Source organism: Micromonospora sp. CNZ280 (assembly GCF_011759515.1).
On sequence record NZ_JAAOYP010000001.1, the window covers coordinates 1,449,221 to 1,466,143 of the forward strand.

Annotated in this window: 18 protein-coding genes; 13 read left to right on the forward strand and 5 right to left on the reverse strand. The window is 72.9% G+C overall.

Annotated elements, in window-relative coordinates; translation table 11 throughout:
- Positions 1-24: 24 nt before the first annotated feature.
- A complete protein-coding gene (locus tag FHX32_RS06855) occupies positions 25-1,116 on the reverse strand; it encodes a UDP-N-acetylmuramate dehydrogenase (protein WP_167179940.1) in 1,092 nt (363 codons plus the stop codon).
- Positions 1,117-1,185: 69 nt separating this feature from the next.
- Between FHX32_RS06855 and FHX32_RS06860 the strand changes: the two genes are divergently transcribed.
- From FHX32_RS06860 to FHX32_RS06890, 7 genes are all read left to right on the forward strand, one after another.
- Entirely contained in the window at positions 1,186-1,947 is a 762-nt protein-coding gene (locus tag FHX32_RS06860; protein ID WP_167179941.1) for a maleylpyruvate isomerase family mycothiol-dependent enzyme, read from the forward strand.
- A 252-nt stretch (positions 1,948-2,199) separates the two neighbouring features.
- Positions 2,200-3,504: an ABC transporter substrate-binding protein gene (locus tag FHX32_RS06865; RefSeq protein WP_088996216.1), complete on the forward strand. Its 1,305-nt coding sequence runs from the start codon at positions 2,200-2,202 to the stop codon at positions 3,502-3,504.
- Between the two features lie 134 nt (positions 3,505-3,638).
- Positions 3,639-4,640 (forward strand): carbohydrate ABC transporter permease, encoded by a 1,002-nt coding sequence (locus FHX32_RS06870; protein WP_167179942.1) that lies wholly within the window; start codon positions 3,639-3,641, stop codon positions 4,638-4,640.
- The gene (locus FHX32_RS06875; protein ID WP_167179943.1) at positions 4,637-5,470 is read left to right on the forward strand and encodes a carbohydrate ABC transporter permease; all 834 of its coding nucleotides are present in this window, start codon (positions 4,637-4,639) and stop codon (positions 5,468-5,470) included. Before FHX32_RS06870 ends, FHX32_RS06875 begins: the two co-directional genes overlap by 4 nt.
- Positions 5,467-6,840, forward strand: coding sequence for a GH1 family beta-glucosidase (locus tag FHX32_RS06880; protein ID WP_167179944.1), 1,374 nt, complete (start codon positions 5,467-5,469; stop codon positions 6,838-6,840). The genes FHX32_RS06875 and FHX32_RS06880 overlap by 4 nt, the downstream gene beginning before the upstream one ends.
- Before the next feature lie 20 nt (positions 6,841-6,860).
- Positions 6,861-7,868: a LacI family DNA-binding transcriptional regulator gene (locus FHX32_RS06885; RefSeq protein WP_167179945.1), complete on the forward strand. Its 1,008-nt coding sequence runs from the start codon at positions 6,861-6,863 to the stop codon at positions 7,866-7,868.
- Between the two features lie 115 nt (positions 7,869-7,983).
- Entirely contained in the window at positions 7,984-8,397 is a 414-nt protein-coding gene (locus FHX32_RS06890; RefSeq protein ID WP_167179946.1) for a RidA family protein, read from the forward strand.
- A 171-nt stretch (positions 8,398-8,568) separates the two neighbouring features.
- Here the strand turns inward: FHX32_RS06890 and FHX32_RS06895 are convergent, their stop codons facing one another.
- The 3 genes from FHX32_RS06895 to FHX32_RS06905 all read right to left on the reverse strand — a co-directional run bounded on the left by FHX32_RS06895 (position 8,569) and on the right by FHX32_RS06905 (position 10,444).
- Positions 8,569-8,841, reverse strand: a complete 273-nt coding sequence (locus FHX32_RS06895; protein ID WP_167179947.1) for a hypothetical protein — start codon at positions 8,839-8,841, stop codon at positions 8,569-8,571.
- Between the two features lie 297 nt (positions 8,842-9,138).
- Positions 9,139-9,651 (reverse strand): O-acetyl-ADP-ribose deacetylase, encoded by a 513-nt coding sequence (locus FHX32_RS06900; protein ID WP_167179948.1) that lies wholly within the window; start codon positions 9,649-9,651, stop codon positions 9,139-9,141.
- A gap of 1 nt (position 9,652) precedes the next feature.
- Complete coding sequence (locus tag FHX32_RS06905) at positions 9,653-10,444, reverse strand: EI24 domain-containing protein (protein WP_167179949.1); 792 nt, start codon at positions 10,442-10,444, stop codon at positions 9,653-9,655.
- 155 nt (positions 10,445-10,599) lie between these two features.
- Between FHX32_RS06905 and FHX32_RS06910 the strand changes: the two genes are divergently transcribed.
- The 5 genes from FHX32_RS06910 to FHX32_RS06930 are packed head-to-tail and all read left to right on the forward strand — an operon-like array spanning position 10,600 to position 15,228.
- On the forward strand, positions 10,600-11,508 hold the full coding sequence (locus tag FHX32_RS06910) for an ABC transporter ATP-binding protein (RefSeq protein ID WP_167179950.1): 909 nt from the start codon (positions 10,600-10,602) through the stop codon (positions 11,506-11,508).
- The gene (locus FHX32_RS06915) at positions 11,505-12,254 is read left to right on the forward strand and encodes an ABC transporter permease (protein ID WP_486480944.1); all 750 of its coding nucleotides are present in this window, start codon (positions 11,505-11,507) and stop codon (positions 12,252-12,254) included. The genes FHX32_RS06910 and FHX32_RS06915 overlap by 4 nt, the downstream gene beginning before the upstream one ends.
- An 11-nt stretch (positions 12,255-12,265) precedes the next feature.
- On the forward strand, positions 12,266-13,534 hold the full coding sequence (locus FHX32_RS06920) for a sensor histidine kinase (RefSeq protein WP_167179951.1): 1,269 nt from the start codon (positions 12,266-12,268) through the stop codon (positions 13,532-13,534).
- Positions 13,531-14,172: a response regulator transcription factor gene (locus FHX32_RS06925; RefSeq protein WP_167179952.1), complete on the forward strand. Its 642-nt coding sequence runs from the start codon at positions 13,531-13,533 to the stop codon at positions 14,170-14,172. The genes FHX32_RS06920 and FHX32_RS06925 overlap by 4 nt, the downstream gene beginning before the upstream one ends.
- A gap of 24 nt (positions 14,173-14,196) precedes the next feature.
- Complete coding sequence (locus tag FHX32_RS06930) at positions 14,197-15,228, forward strand: helix-turn-helix transcriptional regulator (protein ID WP_167179953.1); 1,032 nt, start codon at positions 14,197-14,199, stop codon at positions 15,226-15,228.
- On the opposite strand, the gene FHX32_RS06935 is transcribed toward FHX32_RS06930, so the two are convergent.
- Positions 15,219-16,133 carry an SDR family oxidoreductase gene (locus FHX32_RS06935; protein WP_167179954.1) on the reverse strand — a complete coding sequence of 305 codons (915 nt, stop codon included), beginning with the start codon at positions 16,131-16,133 and terminating at the stop codon, positions 15,219-15,221. The two genes, FHX32_RS06930 and FHX32_RS06935, sit on opposite strands and share 10 nt — an antisense overlap.
- Before the next feature lie 77 nt (positions 16,134-16,210).
- Between FHX32_RS06935 and FHX32_RS06940 the strand changes: the two genes are divergently transcribed.
- Positions 16,211-16,909 carry a DNA polymerase beta superfamily protein gene (locus FHX32_RS06940; protein ID WP_167182352.1) on the forward strand — a complete coding sequence of 233 codons (699 nt, stop codon included), beginning with the start codon at positions 16,211-16,213 and terminating at the stop codon, positions 16,907-16,909.
- The last annotated feature ends 14 nt before the right edge of the window (positions 16,910-16,923 follow it).

Genomic DNA, 16,923 nt, shown 5'->3' on the forward strand with positions numbered 1-16,923 from the left:
CGCGGGAAGACCCAGGGGTGGGGGTCAGATGGTGCAGTTGATGAGGACGGGTTCGGGGTGGAGGGTCACGCCGAAGCGGTGGTGGACGCCGTCACGGATCTCCCGGGCCAGTTCGACGAGGGCGGCGGTGCTGGCGTTGCCGCCGCGGTTGGTCAGCGCCAGGGTGTGCTTGCTGGAGATGGCCACGCCCTCCGGGCCGGGGTGGCCCTTGCCGAAGCCGGCCTTGTCGATCAGCCAGGCGGCGCTGACCTTGACCACGTCCCCCGCACCCGGCCAGGCCGGCGGGTCGCCGAGGTCGGCCGCGCGCTCGCGCAGCAGCTCGTACGCCGACCGGTCCAGCACGGGGTTGGTGAAGAACGAGCCGACCGAGCGGGTGTCCGGGTCGGTGGGGTCGAGCACCATGCCCTTGCCGGCGCGCAGCCGCAGCACGGTGGCCCGGGCGTCGGCCAGCGGCACCCGGTCACCCACCTCGCCGCCGAGCGCCCGGGCCAGTTCCGCGTAGCGCACCGGGCCGGAGAGCGGCGACCGGGCGAGCCGGAAGTCGACGGCGAGCACCACCCAGCGGTCGCTGTACTTGAAGATGCTGGACCGGTAGGAGAAGCCGCAGTCGGCGGCGGCGATCCGCCCGGTGACGCCCTCGACCCGGTCGTATACCTGGACGGCGGTGATGGTCTCGGCGACCTCCTGCCCGTACGCGCCGACGTTCTGGATCGGGGTGGCGCCGGTCGAGCCGGGGACCCCGGAGAGGCACTCCAGGCCGGACCAGCCGTTGGCCACGGTGGCGGCGACCAGTTCGTCCCACGGCTCGCCCGCCTCGACCCGTACGGTGACCGAGTCCTCATCCTCGGCGAGCACCCGCAGCCCACGCGAACGGACCAGCACCACCGTGCCGGGGAAACCGGCGTCCCCGATGACCACGTTGCTGCCGCCGGCGAGGATCAGGACCTGTTCGTCCCGTCCCTGCGCCTCCCGTACGCTTCGGACGATTTCCTCCCCGCTGGTGGCTGTCGTTATCCGCCCTGCCGGCCCGCCCAGGCGCAACGTGGTGAAACGCGCCAGATCGCACATGGCGTCGGGTCCGGCTCCGGTTGTCGGCTGGGCGTAGACGTCTGACACGCCTTTCACCCTAGGCTGTGGGTAGCCGCGGCACCCACTGGTGGCCGAGTCACCCCCGGGAGGATGGCGATGAGCAGACTGCACGGCACCAAGGACTTCTGGATCGGCGCTCTCCGTACGGAGGGGCCGGCGTTCGCCGCCGCCGTGGCCGAGGCACCCCCCGAGACCCCGGTGCTCTCCTGCCCCGGCTGGACCGTCGCCGACCTCACCCTGCACCTGGCCGCCTTCTACCGCTGGGTGCACTCGTTCGCCGGCTCCGGAGCGACCACCGCCCCGCCCAAGCGCCCCGACCTCGCCGAACTCGACCCGGGCAGCACCCCGTCGCAGGTGTGGCAGCACGAGTTCGACCAGTTGATGACCCTCTTCGACGGGCTCGACCCGGAGGCCCCGGCGTGGAACTGGGCGCCGCAGCCGAAGCGGGCCGGATTCTGGCCGCGCCGGGCCGCGCACGAGACGACGGTGCACCGCTGGGACGCGCAACTCGCCATCGCCGCCGGCGCGCCGGTCGAGGCGAAGCTCGCGGCCGACGGGGTGAGCGAGGTGCTGGACACCTGGCTGCCCGCCGGCCGGCGACGCACCCAGGGCCAGTGGCACGGGGTGGTGCATCTCTCCGCGGTGGACGCCGCTCAGGAGTGGTACCTGCGGCTGCGCGGCGAGGGGGTCGCCCTGCTGGACACCGCGACCATCTTCGATCACGACGACCACCATGCCCGGGTGCAGGTCAGCGGCACGGCGAGCGACCTGCTGCTGGCGCTGTGGGGCCGGGTCAGCTTCGACACCCTCGACGTGCTGGGCGACCGCGCCCTGCTCGACGGCCTCCGCACCGGCTGACCGCCGCACCCGTCCCGAGTCAGTGGCCTCCCGGCACCGGGGGGCCACTTTCTTGTCGCCGACTCGGCGCGGCAGCCGCGCCACGTCGGGAGCCGGCGCCCGCCACCTGCGCCGGTAGCGCCGAGGTAACGATCCGGACGCCTCAGAGAGCGCTCTCTTGACACCGGGTCCGAGCGGCCAGCAGTCTACGTGAGAGCGCTCTCTCAGATTCATCCACCACCACCCGCCCGACCTGAGAGGGGTCCAAGACAGATGGGTGCCTTTTCGCGCCGCCGCCTCGCGGCGGTCGCCCTGGTCGCCGCCAGCGCACTGCTCGTCAGCACCGGCTGCGGTGGCGACGACGCCGCCGACGACGGCACGATCACGCTGACCGTCGACGTCTTCGGCCAGTTCGGCTACGAGCAGCTCTACCAGGAGTACATGGCCAGCCACCCCGGCGTGAAGATCGTCGAACGGGGCACCGGCGGCAACCTCGACGAGTACTCGCCGAAGCTCACCCAGTGGCTCGCCGCCGGCAAGGGCGCCGGCGACGTCGTAGCCATCGAGGAGGGGCTGCTGGTCGAGTACAAGGCCAATCCCGGCAACTTCGTGAACCTGCTCGACCACGGCGCCGCCGAGCTCAAGGGCAACTTCCTCGACTGGAAGTGGAACGGCGGGCTGACCGCCGACGGCAAGCAGCTCATCGGCCTCGGCACCGACGTGGGCGGCATGGCGATGTGCTACCGCAAGGACCTGTTCGCCAAGGCGGGGCTGCCCACCGACCGCGAGGCGGTCTCGAAGCTCTGGCCCACCTGGCAGGACTACATCCGGGTCGGCGAGCAGTTCACCGCGAAGAAGACCGGCGCGGCGTTCCTGGACGCGGCCACCAACACCTTCAACACCATCCTGCTGCAGACCGCCGGCAACGCCCAGGGCTACAGCTACTACGACACCTCGGACAACCTGGTGGTGGACAGCAACCCTGCGGTCCGGCAGGCCTGGGACACCACCATGGACATCATCGACTCGGGCCTGTCCGGCAAGTACGGCGCCTGGTCCGAGGAGTGGGTCTCCGCCTTCAAGCAGGCCAAGTTCGCCACCATCGCCTGCCCGGCCTGGATGACCGGGGTCATCGAGGGCAACGCCGGCGCTGCCGCGTCCGGCAAGTGGGACATCGCCCAGGTGCCCGGCAACGGCGGCAACTGGGGCGGCTCCTACCTCGCGGTGCCCAAGCAGAGCAAGCACCAGGCCGAGGCGATCGAGCTGGCCAAGTTCCTCACCAGCGCCAAGGGGCAGATCGGCGCGTTCAAGGCCAAGGGGCCGCTGCCGTCGTCGCCGCAGGCCCTCGAGGACCCGGCGATCACCGGGGCGACCAACGCGTACTTCTCCGGCGCGCCGGTCGGCCAGATCTTCGCCGCCGGGGCGAAGAACCTCAAGCCGGTCTACATGGGGCCGAAGAACCAGGCGGTCCGGACCGAGGTGGAGAACGCCGTGCGGACCGTCGAGCTGGGCCAGCGCAACCCCGACCAGGGCTGGACCGACGCGGTCGCCAACGCCAAGAAGGCCGCCGCCAAGTAGCCCTCCGCCGCCCCTGCCCGCCCCCGGGCTCGGCCGACCCCGGGGCCGGTCGTCGCGCCCCCGCGACGCCCAGCCCCGGGCGGCCGGCGGGGCGCCGGACCCGGGGCGGTCGGCGTGGAAAGGAGTTTCCGGCCATGAGCGTCCAGCTCGACGCGCGGCCTCCGGTGGTACCGGCGGCCGCCGCCCGGCCCACCCGGGCACACCGGCTCAGCCGGTTCGACACCAGGTACTCGCCCTACCTCTACATCGCCCCGTTCTTCCTGCTCTTCGCGGTGTTCGGGGTGTACCCGCTGGTGTACACCTTCTGGGTCTCGCTGCACGACTGGGACCTGCTCGGCAGCGACCATCCGTTCGTCGGCGCGGAGAACTACACCCGGCTGATGGCCGACGCCGACTTCTGGCACGCGGTGGTGAACACCCTCGGCATCTTCGTCATCTCCACCGTCCCGCAACTGCTCGCCGCGCTCTGGTTGGCCAACCTGCTCAACCGGTCGCTGCGGGCCCGCACCGGGTGGCGGATGGCGGTGCTGATCCCGAACGTCACCTCCACCGCCGCCGTCGCGATCGTCTTCGGAGTGCTCTTCGGCCGCGAGTTCGGCATGGTGAACTGGCTGCTCGACCTGGTCGGGATCGACGCGGTCAACTGGAAGTCGGACCGGTTCGCCTCCTGGGTGGCCATCTCGACGATGGTCGACTGGCGGTGGACCGGCTACAACGCGCTGATCTTCCTGGCCGCCATGCAGGCCATCCCGCGGGACCTCTACGAGTCGGCGGCGATCGACGGGGCGAACCGCGCTCGGCAGTTCTGGTCGATCACCGTGCCGCTGCTCAAGCCGACGATCATCTTCGCGGTCATCATCTCCACCATCGGCGGGCTCCAGCTCTTCACCGAGCCGCGGTTGTTCCACTCCGGCACCAACCCGATCCGCGGCGGATCGCTGCGCGAGTCACAGACGGTCACCATGTACATGTTCGAGAACGCCTTCGCGCCGCACTACAACTTCGGCTACGGCTCGGCGGTGGCGTGGCTGCTCTTCGCCCTGATCGCCGTCGTGGCGGCGGTCAACGTACTGATCATCCGGCGGCTCGGCGGGCAGACGCCCGGTGGCCGGGCCGCGAAGGGAGACCTCCGATGAGCCGGCTGTGGCGGGCCAGCCCGCTGACGTACGGCGCACTGCTCGCCGCCGCGTTCCTGTCGATCTTCCCGATCTACTGGATGTTCGTGGTGGCCAGCCGGTCGAGCGACGCGATGGGGCAGGTGCCGCCGCCGGTCACCCCCGGCGGCAACCTGGGCGCGAACATCGCCCGGCTGTTCGAGAACACCGACGCGTACTTCCTGACCGGGCTGATCAACTCGGCGATCGTGTCGACCACCGTCACCGTCTCGGTGGTGTTCTTCTCCACCCTGGCCGGGTTCGCCTTCGCCAAGCTGCGCTTCCGGGGTCGCAACGCGCTGCTGCTGGTGATCATCGCGACCATGATGGTGCCGACCCAGCTCGGCGTCATCCCGCTGTACATGCTGATGACGAAGCTGAACTGGAACGACCGGCTGCCGGCCGTGATCGTGCCGGCGCTGGTCACCGGCTTCGGAGTGTTCATGATGCGGCAGTACGCCGGCCAGGCGGTCAGCAGCGAGCTGATCGAGGCGGCCCGGGTCGACGGCTGCGGCACGGCCCGGATCTACTGGAACGTGGTGCTGCCCGCGCTGCGCCCCGCCGCGGCGGTGCTCGGCCTGCTCACCTTCATGACGACCTGGAACGACTTCCTCTGGCCGTACGCTGTGCTCAACGACCCGGAGAACCCGACCGTGCAGCTCTCGCTGCGGGCCCTGTCCGACGGGTACTACCAGGACATGTCGCAGGTGTTCACCGGTACGGCCATCGCGACGCTCCCGCTGCTGCTGGTCTTCGTCCTGTTCGGCCGCCAGATCATCGGCGGCATCATGGAAGGTGCGGTCAAGGCTTGAGCAATCTCCGATTTCCCGAGAACTTCCTCTGGGGCGCCGCCACCGCCGCCTACCAGATCGAGGGCGCGGCCCGCGACGACGGTCGCGGTCCGTCCATCTGGGACACCTTCAGCCGTACGCCCGGAAAGGTGCACCAGGGGCACACCGGCGACGTGGCCTGCGACCACTACCACCGGTACGCCGACGACGTGGCGCTGATGGCGGAGCTGGGGCTGCGGGCGTACCGGTTCTCGGTGGCCTGGCCCCGGATCCAGCCGGACGGCACCGGCCCGGTCAACCCGCGCGGCCTGGACTTCTACGACCGGCTGGTCGACGCGCTGCTCGACCGGGGCATCGACCCGATCGTCACGCTCTACCACTGGGACCTGCCGCAGGCCCTGGGCGACCGGGGCGGCTGGACCAACCGGGAGACCGCCGAGCATTTCGCCACGTACGCCACCGCGGTGCACGCCCGGCTCGGTGACCGGGTGGGCACCTGGACCACGCTCAACGAGCCGTGGTGCTCGGCCTACCTCGGGTACGGCAACGGGGTGCACGCGCCCGGCGAGCAGGACCCGGCGGCGGCCTTCACCGCCGTACACCACCTGCTGCTCGGGCACGGCCTGGCGGCCCGGGCGCTGCGCGCGGCCGGTGCGGAGACGATCGGGGTCACCCTCAACCCGGCCGACGTGCGCCCCGCCGACCCGGCCAGCGCCGCCGACGCCGCCGCGGTACGCCTGGTCGACGGCCTGCACAACCGGATCTTCCTGGACCCGCTGCTGGCCGGCGGCTACCCGGAGGACGTGCTGGAGCACGTCGGCGGGTTCGTCGAGCCGTCGTTCGTCCGGGACGGCGACGAGAAGCTGATCGCCGCGCCGATCGACCTGCTCGGGGTCAACTACTACCAGCCGACCTACGTCGCCGGCCGGCCCGGCGGGGCCGGGGGCGGCGGCGCCTATCCCGGCACCGAGGGCGCGGTGGAGTTCCTGCCGCCGGTCGGGCCGCTGACCGACATGGAGTGGATGATCGAGCCGGCCGGGCTGACCCGGCTGCTGGAACGGATCGCCACCGACTACCCGGGCGTGCCGATGCTGATCACCGAGAACGGCGCGGCGTTTCCGGACAAACCCGGGGTGGACGGCGCGGGCGGCGTGATGGACACCGACCGGATCGCGTACCTCGACGGGCACCTGCGCGCCGCGCACGAGGCGATCGCCCGGGGGGTGGACCTGCGCGGCTATCTCGTATGGTCATTGCTGGACAACTTCGAGTGGGCGGAGGGTTACCGCAAGCGGTTCGGGATCGTCCACGTCGACTACCTGACCCAGCGGCGCACACCGAAGGCCAGCGCCCGGTGGTACCAGGAGGTGATCTCCCGGAACGGGCTGTGACGAGCGGGGGGATGGCGGCCATGACGACGGCGCAACGGCCGACGCTGGAAGCGGTGGCCCGCCGGGCCGGGGTCTCCCGGGCGACCGTCTCCCGGGTGGTGAACGGCTCCACCACGGTGGCCGAACCGATCCGGGAGGCGGTCAACCGGGCGGTGGCCGAGCTCGGGTACGTGCCGAACCTGGCCGCCCGCAGCCTGGTCACCCAGCGGACCGACTCGATCGCCCTGGTCATGCCGGAGGCGGCCACCCGGGTCTTCTCCGACGACCAGGTCTTCCCGGGCATCATCCTCGGGGTCAGCCAGGAGTTGGAGGCGGCCGACAAGCAATTGGTGCTGATGCTGGCCGGCTCGCCGGCCGGGCACGCCCGGGTGGAGCGGTACACCACCGGGCGGCACGTCGACGGAGTGCTCTTCGCCTCCCTGCACGGCGCCGACCCGCTGCCCGGCCGGCTCGCCCGGCTCGGCATCCCGGTGGTGTGCAGCGGCCGGCCGCTCGGCGCGGCCGACGTGCCGTACGTGGACGTCGACCAGGTGAGCGGGGTGACCGCCGCGATCCGGCACCTGATCGACACCGGCCGGCGACGGATCGCCACCATCGCCGGCCCGCAGGACATGGTCGCCGGGATCGAGCGGCTCTCCGGCTACCGGGACACGGTGTCCGCGGCCGGGCTGCCCGAGCTGGTGGCGTACGGCGACTTCACCCGGGAGTCCGGGGCGGCGGCGATGCGGCAACTGCTGGCCGAGCATCCCGACCTGGACGCGGTCTTCGCCGCCTCCGACCTGATGGCGCACGCCGCCCTGCGTACGCTGCGCGAGGCCGGGCGGCGGGTGCCGGAGGACGTGGCGGTGATCGGCTTCGACGACATCGAGACGGCCGCATACACCGAGCCGCCGCTGACCACCGTCCGGCAGCCGATCCAGGAGATCGGCCGGCAGATGACCCGCCAGCTGCTCCGGCTGGCCGCCGGCGAGACCGTCGAGACCGCGATGGTCCTGCCGACCGAGCTGATCCGGCGCGAGTCCGCCTGACCGGGCCGCGCACCCGCCCGCGCATCCAGCCGCGTCCCGGCCTGGGCCGGCCCGATCTCGGGCGGGGGAGGATATTTCGGTCGAGGGGTGGGGCGGCCGGCGGTAGCGTCGGGCGGTGCCCGATCCGACCCGCCTGATCCACGTACCCGCCCTCTCCGACGTCGCCGAGTACGCGTACGCCGCCACGGTGGAGCCACCCGCCCGGCTGGTCTTCACCGCCGGCGCCTGCCCGCTCGACGCGGACGGCCGCACGGTGGCGCCCGGCGACCACGCCGCCCAGGCGCGGCAGGTGATGGCCAACCTGGAGACCGCCCTCGCGGCGGCCGGCGCCCGGCTCGCCGACGTGGTCAAGACCACCGTCTACGTCGCCTCGAACCGGCAGGACGACCTGGTCACGGTCTGGGAGGTGGTCCGCGACCACTTCGGCGACCACGACCCGCCGAGCACCCTGCTCGGGGTGGCCGTGCTCGGCTACAACGACCAACTGGTCGAGGTGGAGGCGGTAGCCGCCGTCCGGCCGGCAGCCTGACCGCCCCGGGCCGGCGCCCGGCCACCGCCCGAGCGTCCCGACCGCGCGCCGGGAACCGCCCCGGTACGGCAGCGGGGGCCTCTCCCGGCGACGGAGAGGCCCCCGGCCTCGTAGCCCGGCTCCCACGACCGCACTGCGCGGAGGCCGGAGCTACGTTCGGGCAAAGCTGTTTCAGTCGTCCGCCCGTTGACGGTGGGCGCCGTTGAGCACGCTGCCGAGCACGACCAGGCCGAGCCCGAGTGCTGCCAGCGGGACGACGTCCCCGCCCCACGATCCGGCCGGCTGTGCGTCCCGGCCGACCGGTGCGTCGGCGGCCGGTGGTTCGGCGGTCGGCGTGGCGCTCTGGTCGAGGTCGGTCCAGGCCAGGGCCGACGACGCCGCTCCCCACACGAGCACGCCGGCCGCCACCGCGGCGGCGGCCAGGCGCGCGAAGCCTGCCCTCATCGCTCACCCCCATGTCGTCACCGGCGTCGATTACCAGACGGAGGAAATGTATAGGCGAATAGCCCCATGAAGGCGTTTTTCAGGCGGATTGCCCTGCCGTTATTTGCCGACATAATGACCCAGAGAATGCAATTCTTCACGGGTTGGCAAAAACAGGTATCGAACGTCGATACCGGGCGAGGCGAGCAGAAACGACGATCCACAGACGAAACCGGGCGCGAATCGCCGACAGATCCGGAATCATCTTCGCAAGAACGGTTCGGGTACGCGACCGGCGGGGCGCGCTGCGCTGAGGGCTCAGCCGGCGTGGACGCGCTGGGCGACCCGGTAGGTGTCGGGCCCGAAGAGCACCAGCCGCGCCTCGGTGACGTTCGCCGGGGTGGCGGCACCCAGCACGGCCAACGCCTGGCCGGCCGCGTCCTCGACCGGCCAGCCGTAGACGCCGGCCGAGACGAGCGGGAACGCCACCGTCCGCGCGCCCAGTTCGTCGGCGACCCGGAGGCTGTTGGCGTAGCAGTCGCGCAGCAGCGCCGAGCGGTCCTCGGTGGCCGACCAGACCGGCCCGACGGTGTGCACCACCCAGCGGGCCGGCAGGTCGCCGGCGGTGGTCGCCACCGCCTGACCGGTCGGCAACCCGCGCCCGTAGCGGGAGGCGCGCAGCGCCCGGCACTCGGCCAGGATGGCCGGGCCGCCGCGCCGGTGGATCGCGCCGTCCACGCCCCCGCCGCCGAGCAGCGACGAGTTCGCCGCGTTGACGACCACGTCCACCTGCTGTGCGGTGATGTCCCCCTCGACCAGGACGACCCGCATCTCAGCCCTCCTCGATGGACTGGCCGAGCGACCGGCGGGCCAGCAGCGTGGCGCCGGCGACCGCGGCCGGCATGACGAGCACCGCGCCGAGCGGGATCAGGAAGCAGACGAACACCGCCACCCCGAAGCCCAGCGCGGCGGGCCGGTCCGCCTTGAGGATCGAGCGGCGGTCCGGCAGTCGCATCCCGCGCCGGTAGAAGGGCGCGCCGACCAGTTCCAGCGCGAGCAGCCAGCCGCCAACCGCCGCGCCGATCACCGGAACCACGGTCTGCCCGACCACCGGAATGAAGCCGGCCGCGAAGAGCGGGACCCCGAGCAGCACCGACAGGGCCACCAGCCGGACGGAGTCGGCCAGGCTGCGGCGCAGCGACGACCAGAACGGCACCTCGACCGCCCCCGGCGTGCCGCCGAGCCGCTCCTCCACCCGTTCGGAGATCTTCTCGTAGAACGGGTCGCCGATCACCAGCGTGACCGCAGTGAAGGTGAGCACCCCGAGCAGGCCGCCCAGCCCGAGGAAGGCCAGCGCCGCGACCACCCGGACCAGGTTGCGCGCGGTCGCCGACCAGTCGTCGGCGAACGGGGTGACCAGCGCGGCCAGGTCGTCCACGAAGAACGCCAGGGCGACGAACGCGGCGACGAAGAGCGCACCGGAGATCAGGGCCGGCACGATGCCGAGCAGCATCAGGCCGGGGCTGCGGACGTAGAGGGCGAGCCCACGCAGCAGCAGCCCGACGCCGGTGAAGAACCGACGGGCGGCGCCGGTCACGGGCGCGGCGAGGCGGGGTGCGTTCACGACGGAGAGCCTAGTGGCCGTCCGCGCATCAACCGGTTGGTGGATCGCCGGGGTCGACCGGTGCCGTCCCCAAGATCGCCGCGTGGTCGATCCGCCGCCGCGTCCGCGCGGCCATCCTCGAAACGTACGGACAGCAAGCGGCGGAAGGCGGCGCGATGCCGGTCATCGAGGTGACCAACCTGCACAAGCGGTACGGCGATCTGGTGGCCGTGGACGACGTGTCGTTCACGGTCGAGGCCGGGGAGATCTTCGGCATCCTCGGCCCGAACGGCGCCGGCAAGACCACCACGGTGGAGTGCGTCGCCGGCCTCCGGTCGCCGGACGGGGGCCGGGTGTCGGTCCTCGGGCTCGACCCCGGCCGACACGGGACGCAGCTCCGGGAGCGGGTCGGGGTGCAGCTCCAGGAGAGCCAGTTGCCCGACCAGATGCGGGTAGGCGAGGCGCTGGAGCTGTACGCCTCGTTCTACCGCGACCCGGCCGACCCCGCCGAGCTGATCGACAAGTTGGGTCTGGGCGACAAGCGGAAGACCGCGTACAAGAAGCTCTCCGGCGGCCAGAAGCAGCGGCTGTCCATCGCGCTCGCGCTGGTCGGCAGTCCCGAGATCGCCATCCTGGACGAACTGACCACCGGGCTGGACCCGCAGGCCCGGCGGGACACCTGGGCTCTCATCGAGCAGGTGCGGGACAGCGGAGTGACGATCGTGCTGGTCACCCACTTCATGGAGGAGGCCGAGCGGCTCTGCGACCGGGTGGCGGTGATCGACCGCGGGCGCGTCGTGGCGCTGGACAGCCCGGCCGGCCTGGTGTCGCGGGTGGCGCCCGAGCAGCGGATCCGGTTCCGGCCGTCCGCCCCGGTGGACGACCGGCTCTTCACCGACCTGCCCGAGGTGACCGCCGTGCGCCGTACCGGCAGCCAGGTGGTGGTGACCGGCGCCGGTGACGTGCTGCACGCGGTCACCTCGGTGCTGGCCCGCAACCAGATCATCGCCGCCGACCTGCGGCTGGAGCAGTCCACCCTGGACGACGCCTTCGTCGAGCTGACCGGGCACCGGCCCGCCGAGTGAGAGAGAACGACATGCACGCCTTCGGGCAGATCCTCAAGATCGAGACGAGACTCTACCTGCGGGACCTCGCCGCGCCGCTGATCACCATCGCGTTGCCGCTCCTGCTGCTGGCGGTGTTCGGGCTGATCCCGGCGATGCGGGAGCCGAACCCGGACTTCGGCGACCTGTCCTTCGTCCAGTACTTCGCACCGTCGCTGCTGGTGATCACGCTCGCCATGGCGGCGGTGAACATCCTGCCCACCGTGCTGGCCACCTACCGGGAGCGCGGGGTGCTGCGCCGGCTGGCCACCACCCCGGCCAGCCCGGCCGCACTGCTCGCCGCCCAACTGGTCATCTCGCTCGCCACCATCGTGATCAGTGCCGTGCTGCTCATCGTGGTCGGCCGGCTGGCCTTCGACGTGCCGCTGCCCCGGCATCCGCTCGGCTTCGCGCTGGCGCTCGTCGTCGGCACGGCGGCGCTGCTGGCGCTGGGGCTGCTGGTGGCGGCGGTGGCCCGCACGAACAAGGCGGCGCAGGCCGTGGCGGTCCCGGTGTTCATGCTGGTCATGTTCTTCGGCGGGGTCTACGTGCCCCGGTTCCTGCTGCCGGACTTCCTGGCCCGGATCGGTGACTACACGCCACCGGGCGTGCAGGCGCTGCTCGACGCCTGGACCGCCGACGCACCGCAACCGCTGCACCTGGCGATAATGGCGCTCATCGCCGTACTCGCGGGCGCCGCAGCGGCGAAGCTGTTCCGCTGGGAGTGAGCGAGGGTCCGATGACCAGCACCGCCGAGCAGGTCGACCGGCTGGCCAGCTGGGAGACCCGGGAGGCGCGCCTGCACCGGGTGCTCCCGTACGTCGGGCTGGCCGTCGGGGCGCTGCTCACCACCGCCGCGCCGGCGCCCCTGGGCCTACCCCTGGCCCCGCACCTGCTCGTCGCCGCGACCGCGGCGTGCTGGATCGCCTGGTTCGTCAGCCTGCACCCCGGCTGGGCGACCCGGCGCACGCTGATGGTCGTCTACTACGTCGGGCTGCTCGCGCTCAGCGCCGTGCTGGTGCTGATCAGCCCCTGGTACGGCTTCTTCAGCTGGGCCGGATTCCTGCACTCGTTGCTGCTGCCCGGCAACTGGCGGTTCGCCGGGGTGGCCGCCTCGGCCGTCCTGGCGGCCACCGCGCAGGGCGGCGGCATGCCGGCCTCCCTGTCGCACTGGCTGCTCTGGTGCGTGCTGGTGCTGTTCAACCTGGGCGCGGCCGGGGGGCTGATCTGGTTCAGCACCATCGCCGACCGGCAGCACGCCAACCGCAAGCGGCTGGTCGAGGAGCTGGCCGAGGCGAACCGCCGGCTGGCCGAGACGATGCGGGAGAACGAGGGGCTGCACGCCCAACTGCTCACCCAGGCCCGGGAGGCCGGGGTGACCGACGAGCGGCAACGGATGGCCCGGGAGATCCACGACACCCTGGCCCAGGGCCTCACCGGCATCATCACCCAGCTGGCGGCGGCCGGGCAGGCGCGGGACCGGCAGGCCGACTGGCAGCGGCACGTGGACACCGCGGTCGCGCTGGCCCGGGAGAGCCTCACCGAGGCGCGCCGCTCGGTCCGGGCGGTCCGGCCCGAGGCGCTGGAGACCGCCCGGCTGCCCGAGGCGCTCGCCGAGCTGACCCGGCGCTGGTCGACCATCAACGAGGTGCGCGCCGAGGTGAGCGTCACCGGCGACGCCCGCCGGCTGCACCCGGAGGTCGAGGTGACCCTGCTGCGGACCGGCCAGGAGGCGCTGGCCAACGTGGCCCGGCACGCCAGGGCGTCCCGGGTCGGGTTGACCCTGTCGTACATGGGCGACGTGGTCACCCTGGACGTCCGCGACGACGGAGTCGGCTTCCCGGTCGCCGACCCGCCCGCGCCCCGCCGGCCCGACGGCGGATACGGGCTGACCGCCATGCGGCAGCGGGTGGCCGGGGTCGGCGGCGAGTTGGCCATCGAGAGCGAGCCGGGCGGCGGCACCGCCGTCTCGGCGTCCGTTCCCGCACACCCCGGAGGTGCCGGTTGACCGCCCCGGTCCGGCTGCTCATCGTCGACGACCACCCGGTGGTGCGGGACGGGTTGCGCGGCATGTTCACCGGCGACCCCGGCTTCGAGGTGATCGGCGAGGCCGGTGACGGCGCCGAGGCGCTCGCGCTCGCCGCCCACCTGCACCCCGACGTGGTGCTGATGGACCTGCGGATGCCCGGGATGGACGGGGTGACCGCGATCGGCCGGCTGGCCCGCGCCGGCAACCCGGCCAAGGTGCTGGTCCTCACCACGTACGACACGGACGCCGACGTGCTGCCCGCGATCGAGGCCGGCGCCACCGGCTACCTGCTCAAGGACGCGCCCCGGGACGAGCTGGTCCGGGCGGTGCGGGCCGCCGCGCGGGGCGAGGCGGTGCTCTCCCCCAGCGTGGCCGGCCGGCTGATGGGGCGGCTCCGCGCGCCCGCCGAGGAGCCGCTGAGCCAGCGGGAGCTGGAGGTGCTCACCCTGGTGGCCAAGGGCGCGTCCAACCGGGAGGCGGCCGCCCGGCTGTTCATCAGCGAGGCCACCGTCAAGACCCACCTGCTGCACGTCTACGCCAAGCTCGGGGTCAACGACCGGGCCGCCGCGGTGGCCGCCGCGTACGACCGGGGCCTGCTCACCCCCGGCGGGCGCTGAACCCGCCGCGGGCAGGATGGACGGGTGCGCGCATCCCGGTTGATCTCCCTGGTCCTGCTGCTCCAGGCGCGGGAGACGATGACCGCCGCGGAGCTGGCCCGGGAGCTGGAGGTCTCCGAGCGGACGGTCTACCGGGACGTGCTCGCGCTCTCCGCCGCCGGCGTGCCGGTCTACGCCGACCGGGGCCGGGCCGGCGGCTACCGGCTGCTCGGCGGCTACCGGACCCGGTTGACCGGGCTGACCCGGGACGAGGCGGAGGCGCTCTTCCTGGCCGGGCTGCCCGGCCCGGCCGGCGACATGGGGCTCGCCGACGCGGTCGCGGCCGCCGAGCTGAAGGTGCTGGCCGCGCTCCCGCCCGCGCTGCGGGACGCGCCGGTCCGCACCGGGCAGCGGTTCCACCTGGACGTGCCGGGCTGGTTCCGGGAGACCGGTCCGCCGCCGCGGCTGAGCGAGCTGGCCGGGGCGGTCTGGCGGGACCGGGTGGTCGAGCTGCGCTACCGGCGCGGCGACCGGGAGGTCACCCGCGAGCTGTCCCCGTACGGGCTGGTGCTCAAGAGCGGGATCTGGTACCTGGTCGGCCGGGTCGGCGACAGGTACCGGACGTACCGGGTGGACCGGGTCACCGGCGTCGAGGTGCGGGCGGAGACCTTCGCCCGGGACGAGGGGTTCGACCTGGCCGGGTACTGGCGGGAGCAGGCCGAGGCGTTCCTGCGCAGCATGCTGCGGGCCGAGGTCACCGTCCGGCTCAGCCCCACCGGCCTGCGCCAGCTCCGGCACACCGCCGACGCCCCCTTCGCGTACGAGGAGGCGCTGGCGGCCGCCGGGGAACCCGACGGGCAGGGCTGGGTGGTGACCCGGCTGCCCGTCGAGTCCCTCACGGTGGCGTACAGCCAGCTGCTGGGGCTGGGGCCGGAGGTCGAGGTGCTCGAACCGCCGGAACTGCGGGCCCGGCTGGCCGAGGCGGCGGCCCGCACCGCCGCCCGCTACGCCACGTCGCCGGCACCCCGGCCGGACGGCGCGGACGGGCAGCCACCGGAGACCGCCGGTCAGCGGTAGCCGGTGACGTCCGCCGGCTTGCCGGGGTCCTGCACCTCGACGATGTACCGCCAGGCGTCCGGCCGGCTGCCGTCGAGGTCGGTGAAGCCGTACACCTGGGCCAGCTCGCCGCTGGAGACGGACCTGCCGTTCCAGCGGGCCCGGTCCTCGTCGGCGGCCAGGGCGGCGACCGCCCGCCCGACGAACGCCGGCGACTCCGAGATGGCGAAGTGCGGCTCCCGGGCCAGCGCGTCCCGCCAGTTCTCCTCGGTCACGCCGAAGTGCTCCAGCATGAGCTCGGACCGCAGCCAGCCGGGGGTGAGCGCGACGGAGGTGCAGCCGTACGGCTCCAACTCGTGCGCCCAGCTCCGGGCGAGCCGGTTCACCGACACCTTGGCCAGGTCGTAGAAGACCGACAGCCGGTAGTTCGCGTCGTTGTACTCCCTGGTGCCGTCGCCGATCTCGACGACCAGGCCGCCGGGGCGGCGGATCAGCAGCGGCAGGGCGAAGTGGCTGGTGACGATGTGCGTGTCGATCGCCAGCCGGAGCGTCCGGAAGCCGGCGTCCAGCGGCTGCTCCCAGACCGGCTTGTGCCAGGTGACCAGCGACTCGGCTCCCCAGATGTCGTTCACCAGCACGTCGAGGCGGCCCTGCTCGGCGTCGATCCGGGCGACCAGGTCGCGGACCTGGTCGGGGACCAGGTGGTCGACCACGACCGGGATGCCTTCGCCGCCGGCCGCGGTGACCAGCTCGGCGGTCTCCTCGATGGTCTCCGGCCGGCCCATCTCCGACCGGCCGGCGCGGCTGCTGCGCCCGGTGGCGTAGACGGTGGCTCCGGCGGCGCCCAACTGCACGGCGATCTGCCGTCCGGCGCCCCGGCTCGCCCCGGCCACCAGTGCGATCTTCCCTGTCAGCGGTTTCGTCATGGGTCGAGCGTGCCAGCAATACCTGACAGCCGAAGTCGGGTTTCGCGCGACGGGTGTCGTCCGTCATGCTCGCCGGCATGCACCTGCTGCTCTCCGGCATCGTCGGCTCGGTCGCGTACGGGCTGGCCCGGCCCGGTTCGGACGTGGACCGGATCGGCGTGTTCGCGGCGCCCACGGTGGCGTTCCACGGCCTGCACCCGCCCCGCGAGTCGGTGGTCACCACCGACCCGGACGTCACCCTGCACGAGGCCGCCAAATACGCGAGGCTGGGCCTGAGCGGCAACCCGACCGCCACCGAGCTGATGTGGCTGCCCGACGACTGCTACGAGACCCGGACGGAGTTCGGCGAGCGGCTGATCGCCATCCGGTCGGCCCTCCTCAGCGCGCCCCGGGTCCGCGACGCGTACCTGGGCTACGCCAGCCGGCAGTTCCGCAAGCTGGAGTCGCGCGGCGACGGGAGCTTCTCGGCCGACACCCGCCGCCGGACCGCGAAGCACGCCCGGCACCTGGCCCGGCTGGTGCACCAGGGTCGGTTGCTCTACGCCACCGGCGTGCTGGAGATCCGGCTCGCCGACCCGGAGTGGTTCCGGGCGTTCGGCGAGCGGGTGGCCGGCGGCGAGCTGGACGAGGCGCGGACGCTGCTGGCCGAGGCCGAGCGGGACTTCGACCGGATCCGCACCCCGCTGCCGGACCGCCCCGACGAGGGTGCGGTGGAGCGCTGGCTGCTCGACGTCCGCGCCGCCCACCTGCCGCCGGAGCTACGCGGTGTCGGGTAAACCCGTTGGCCGGC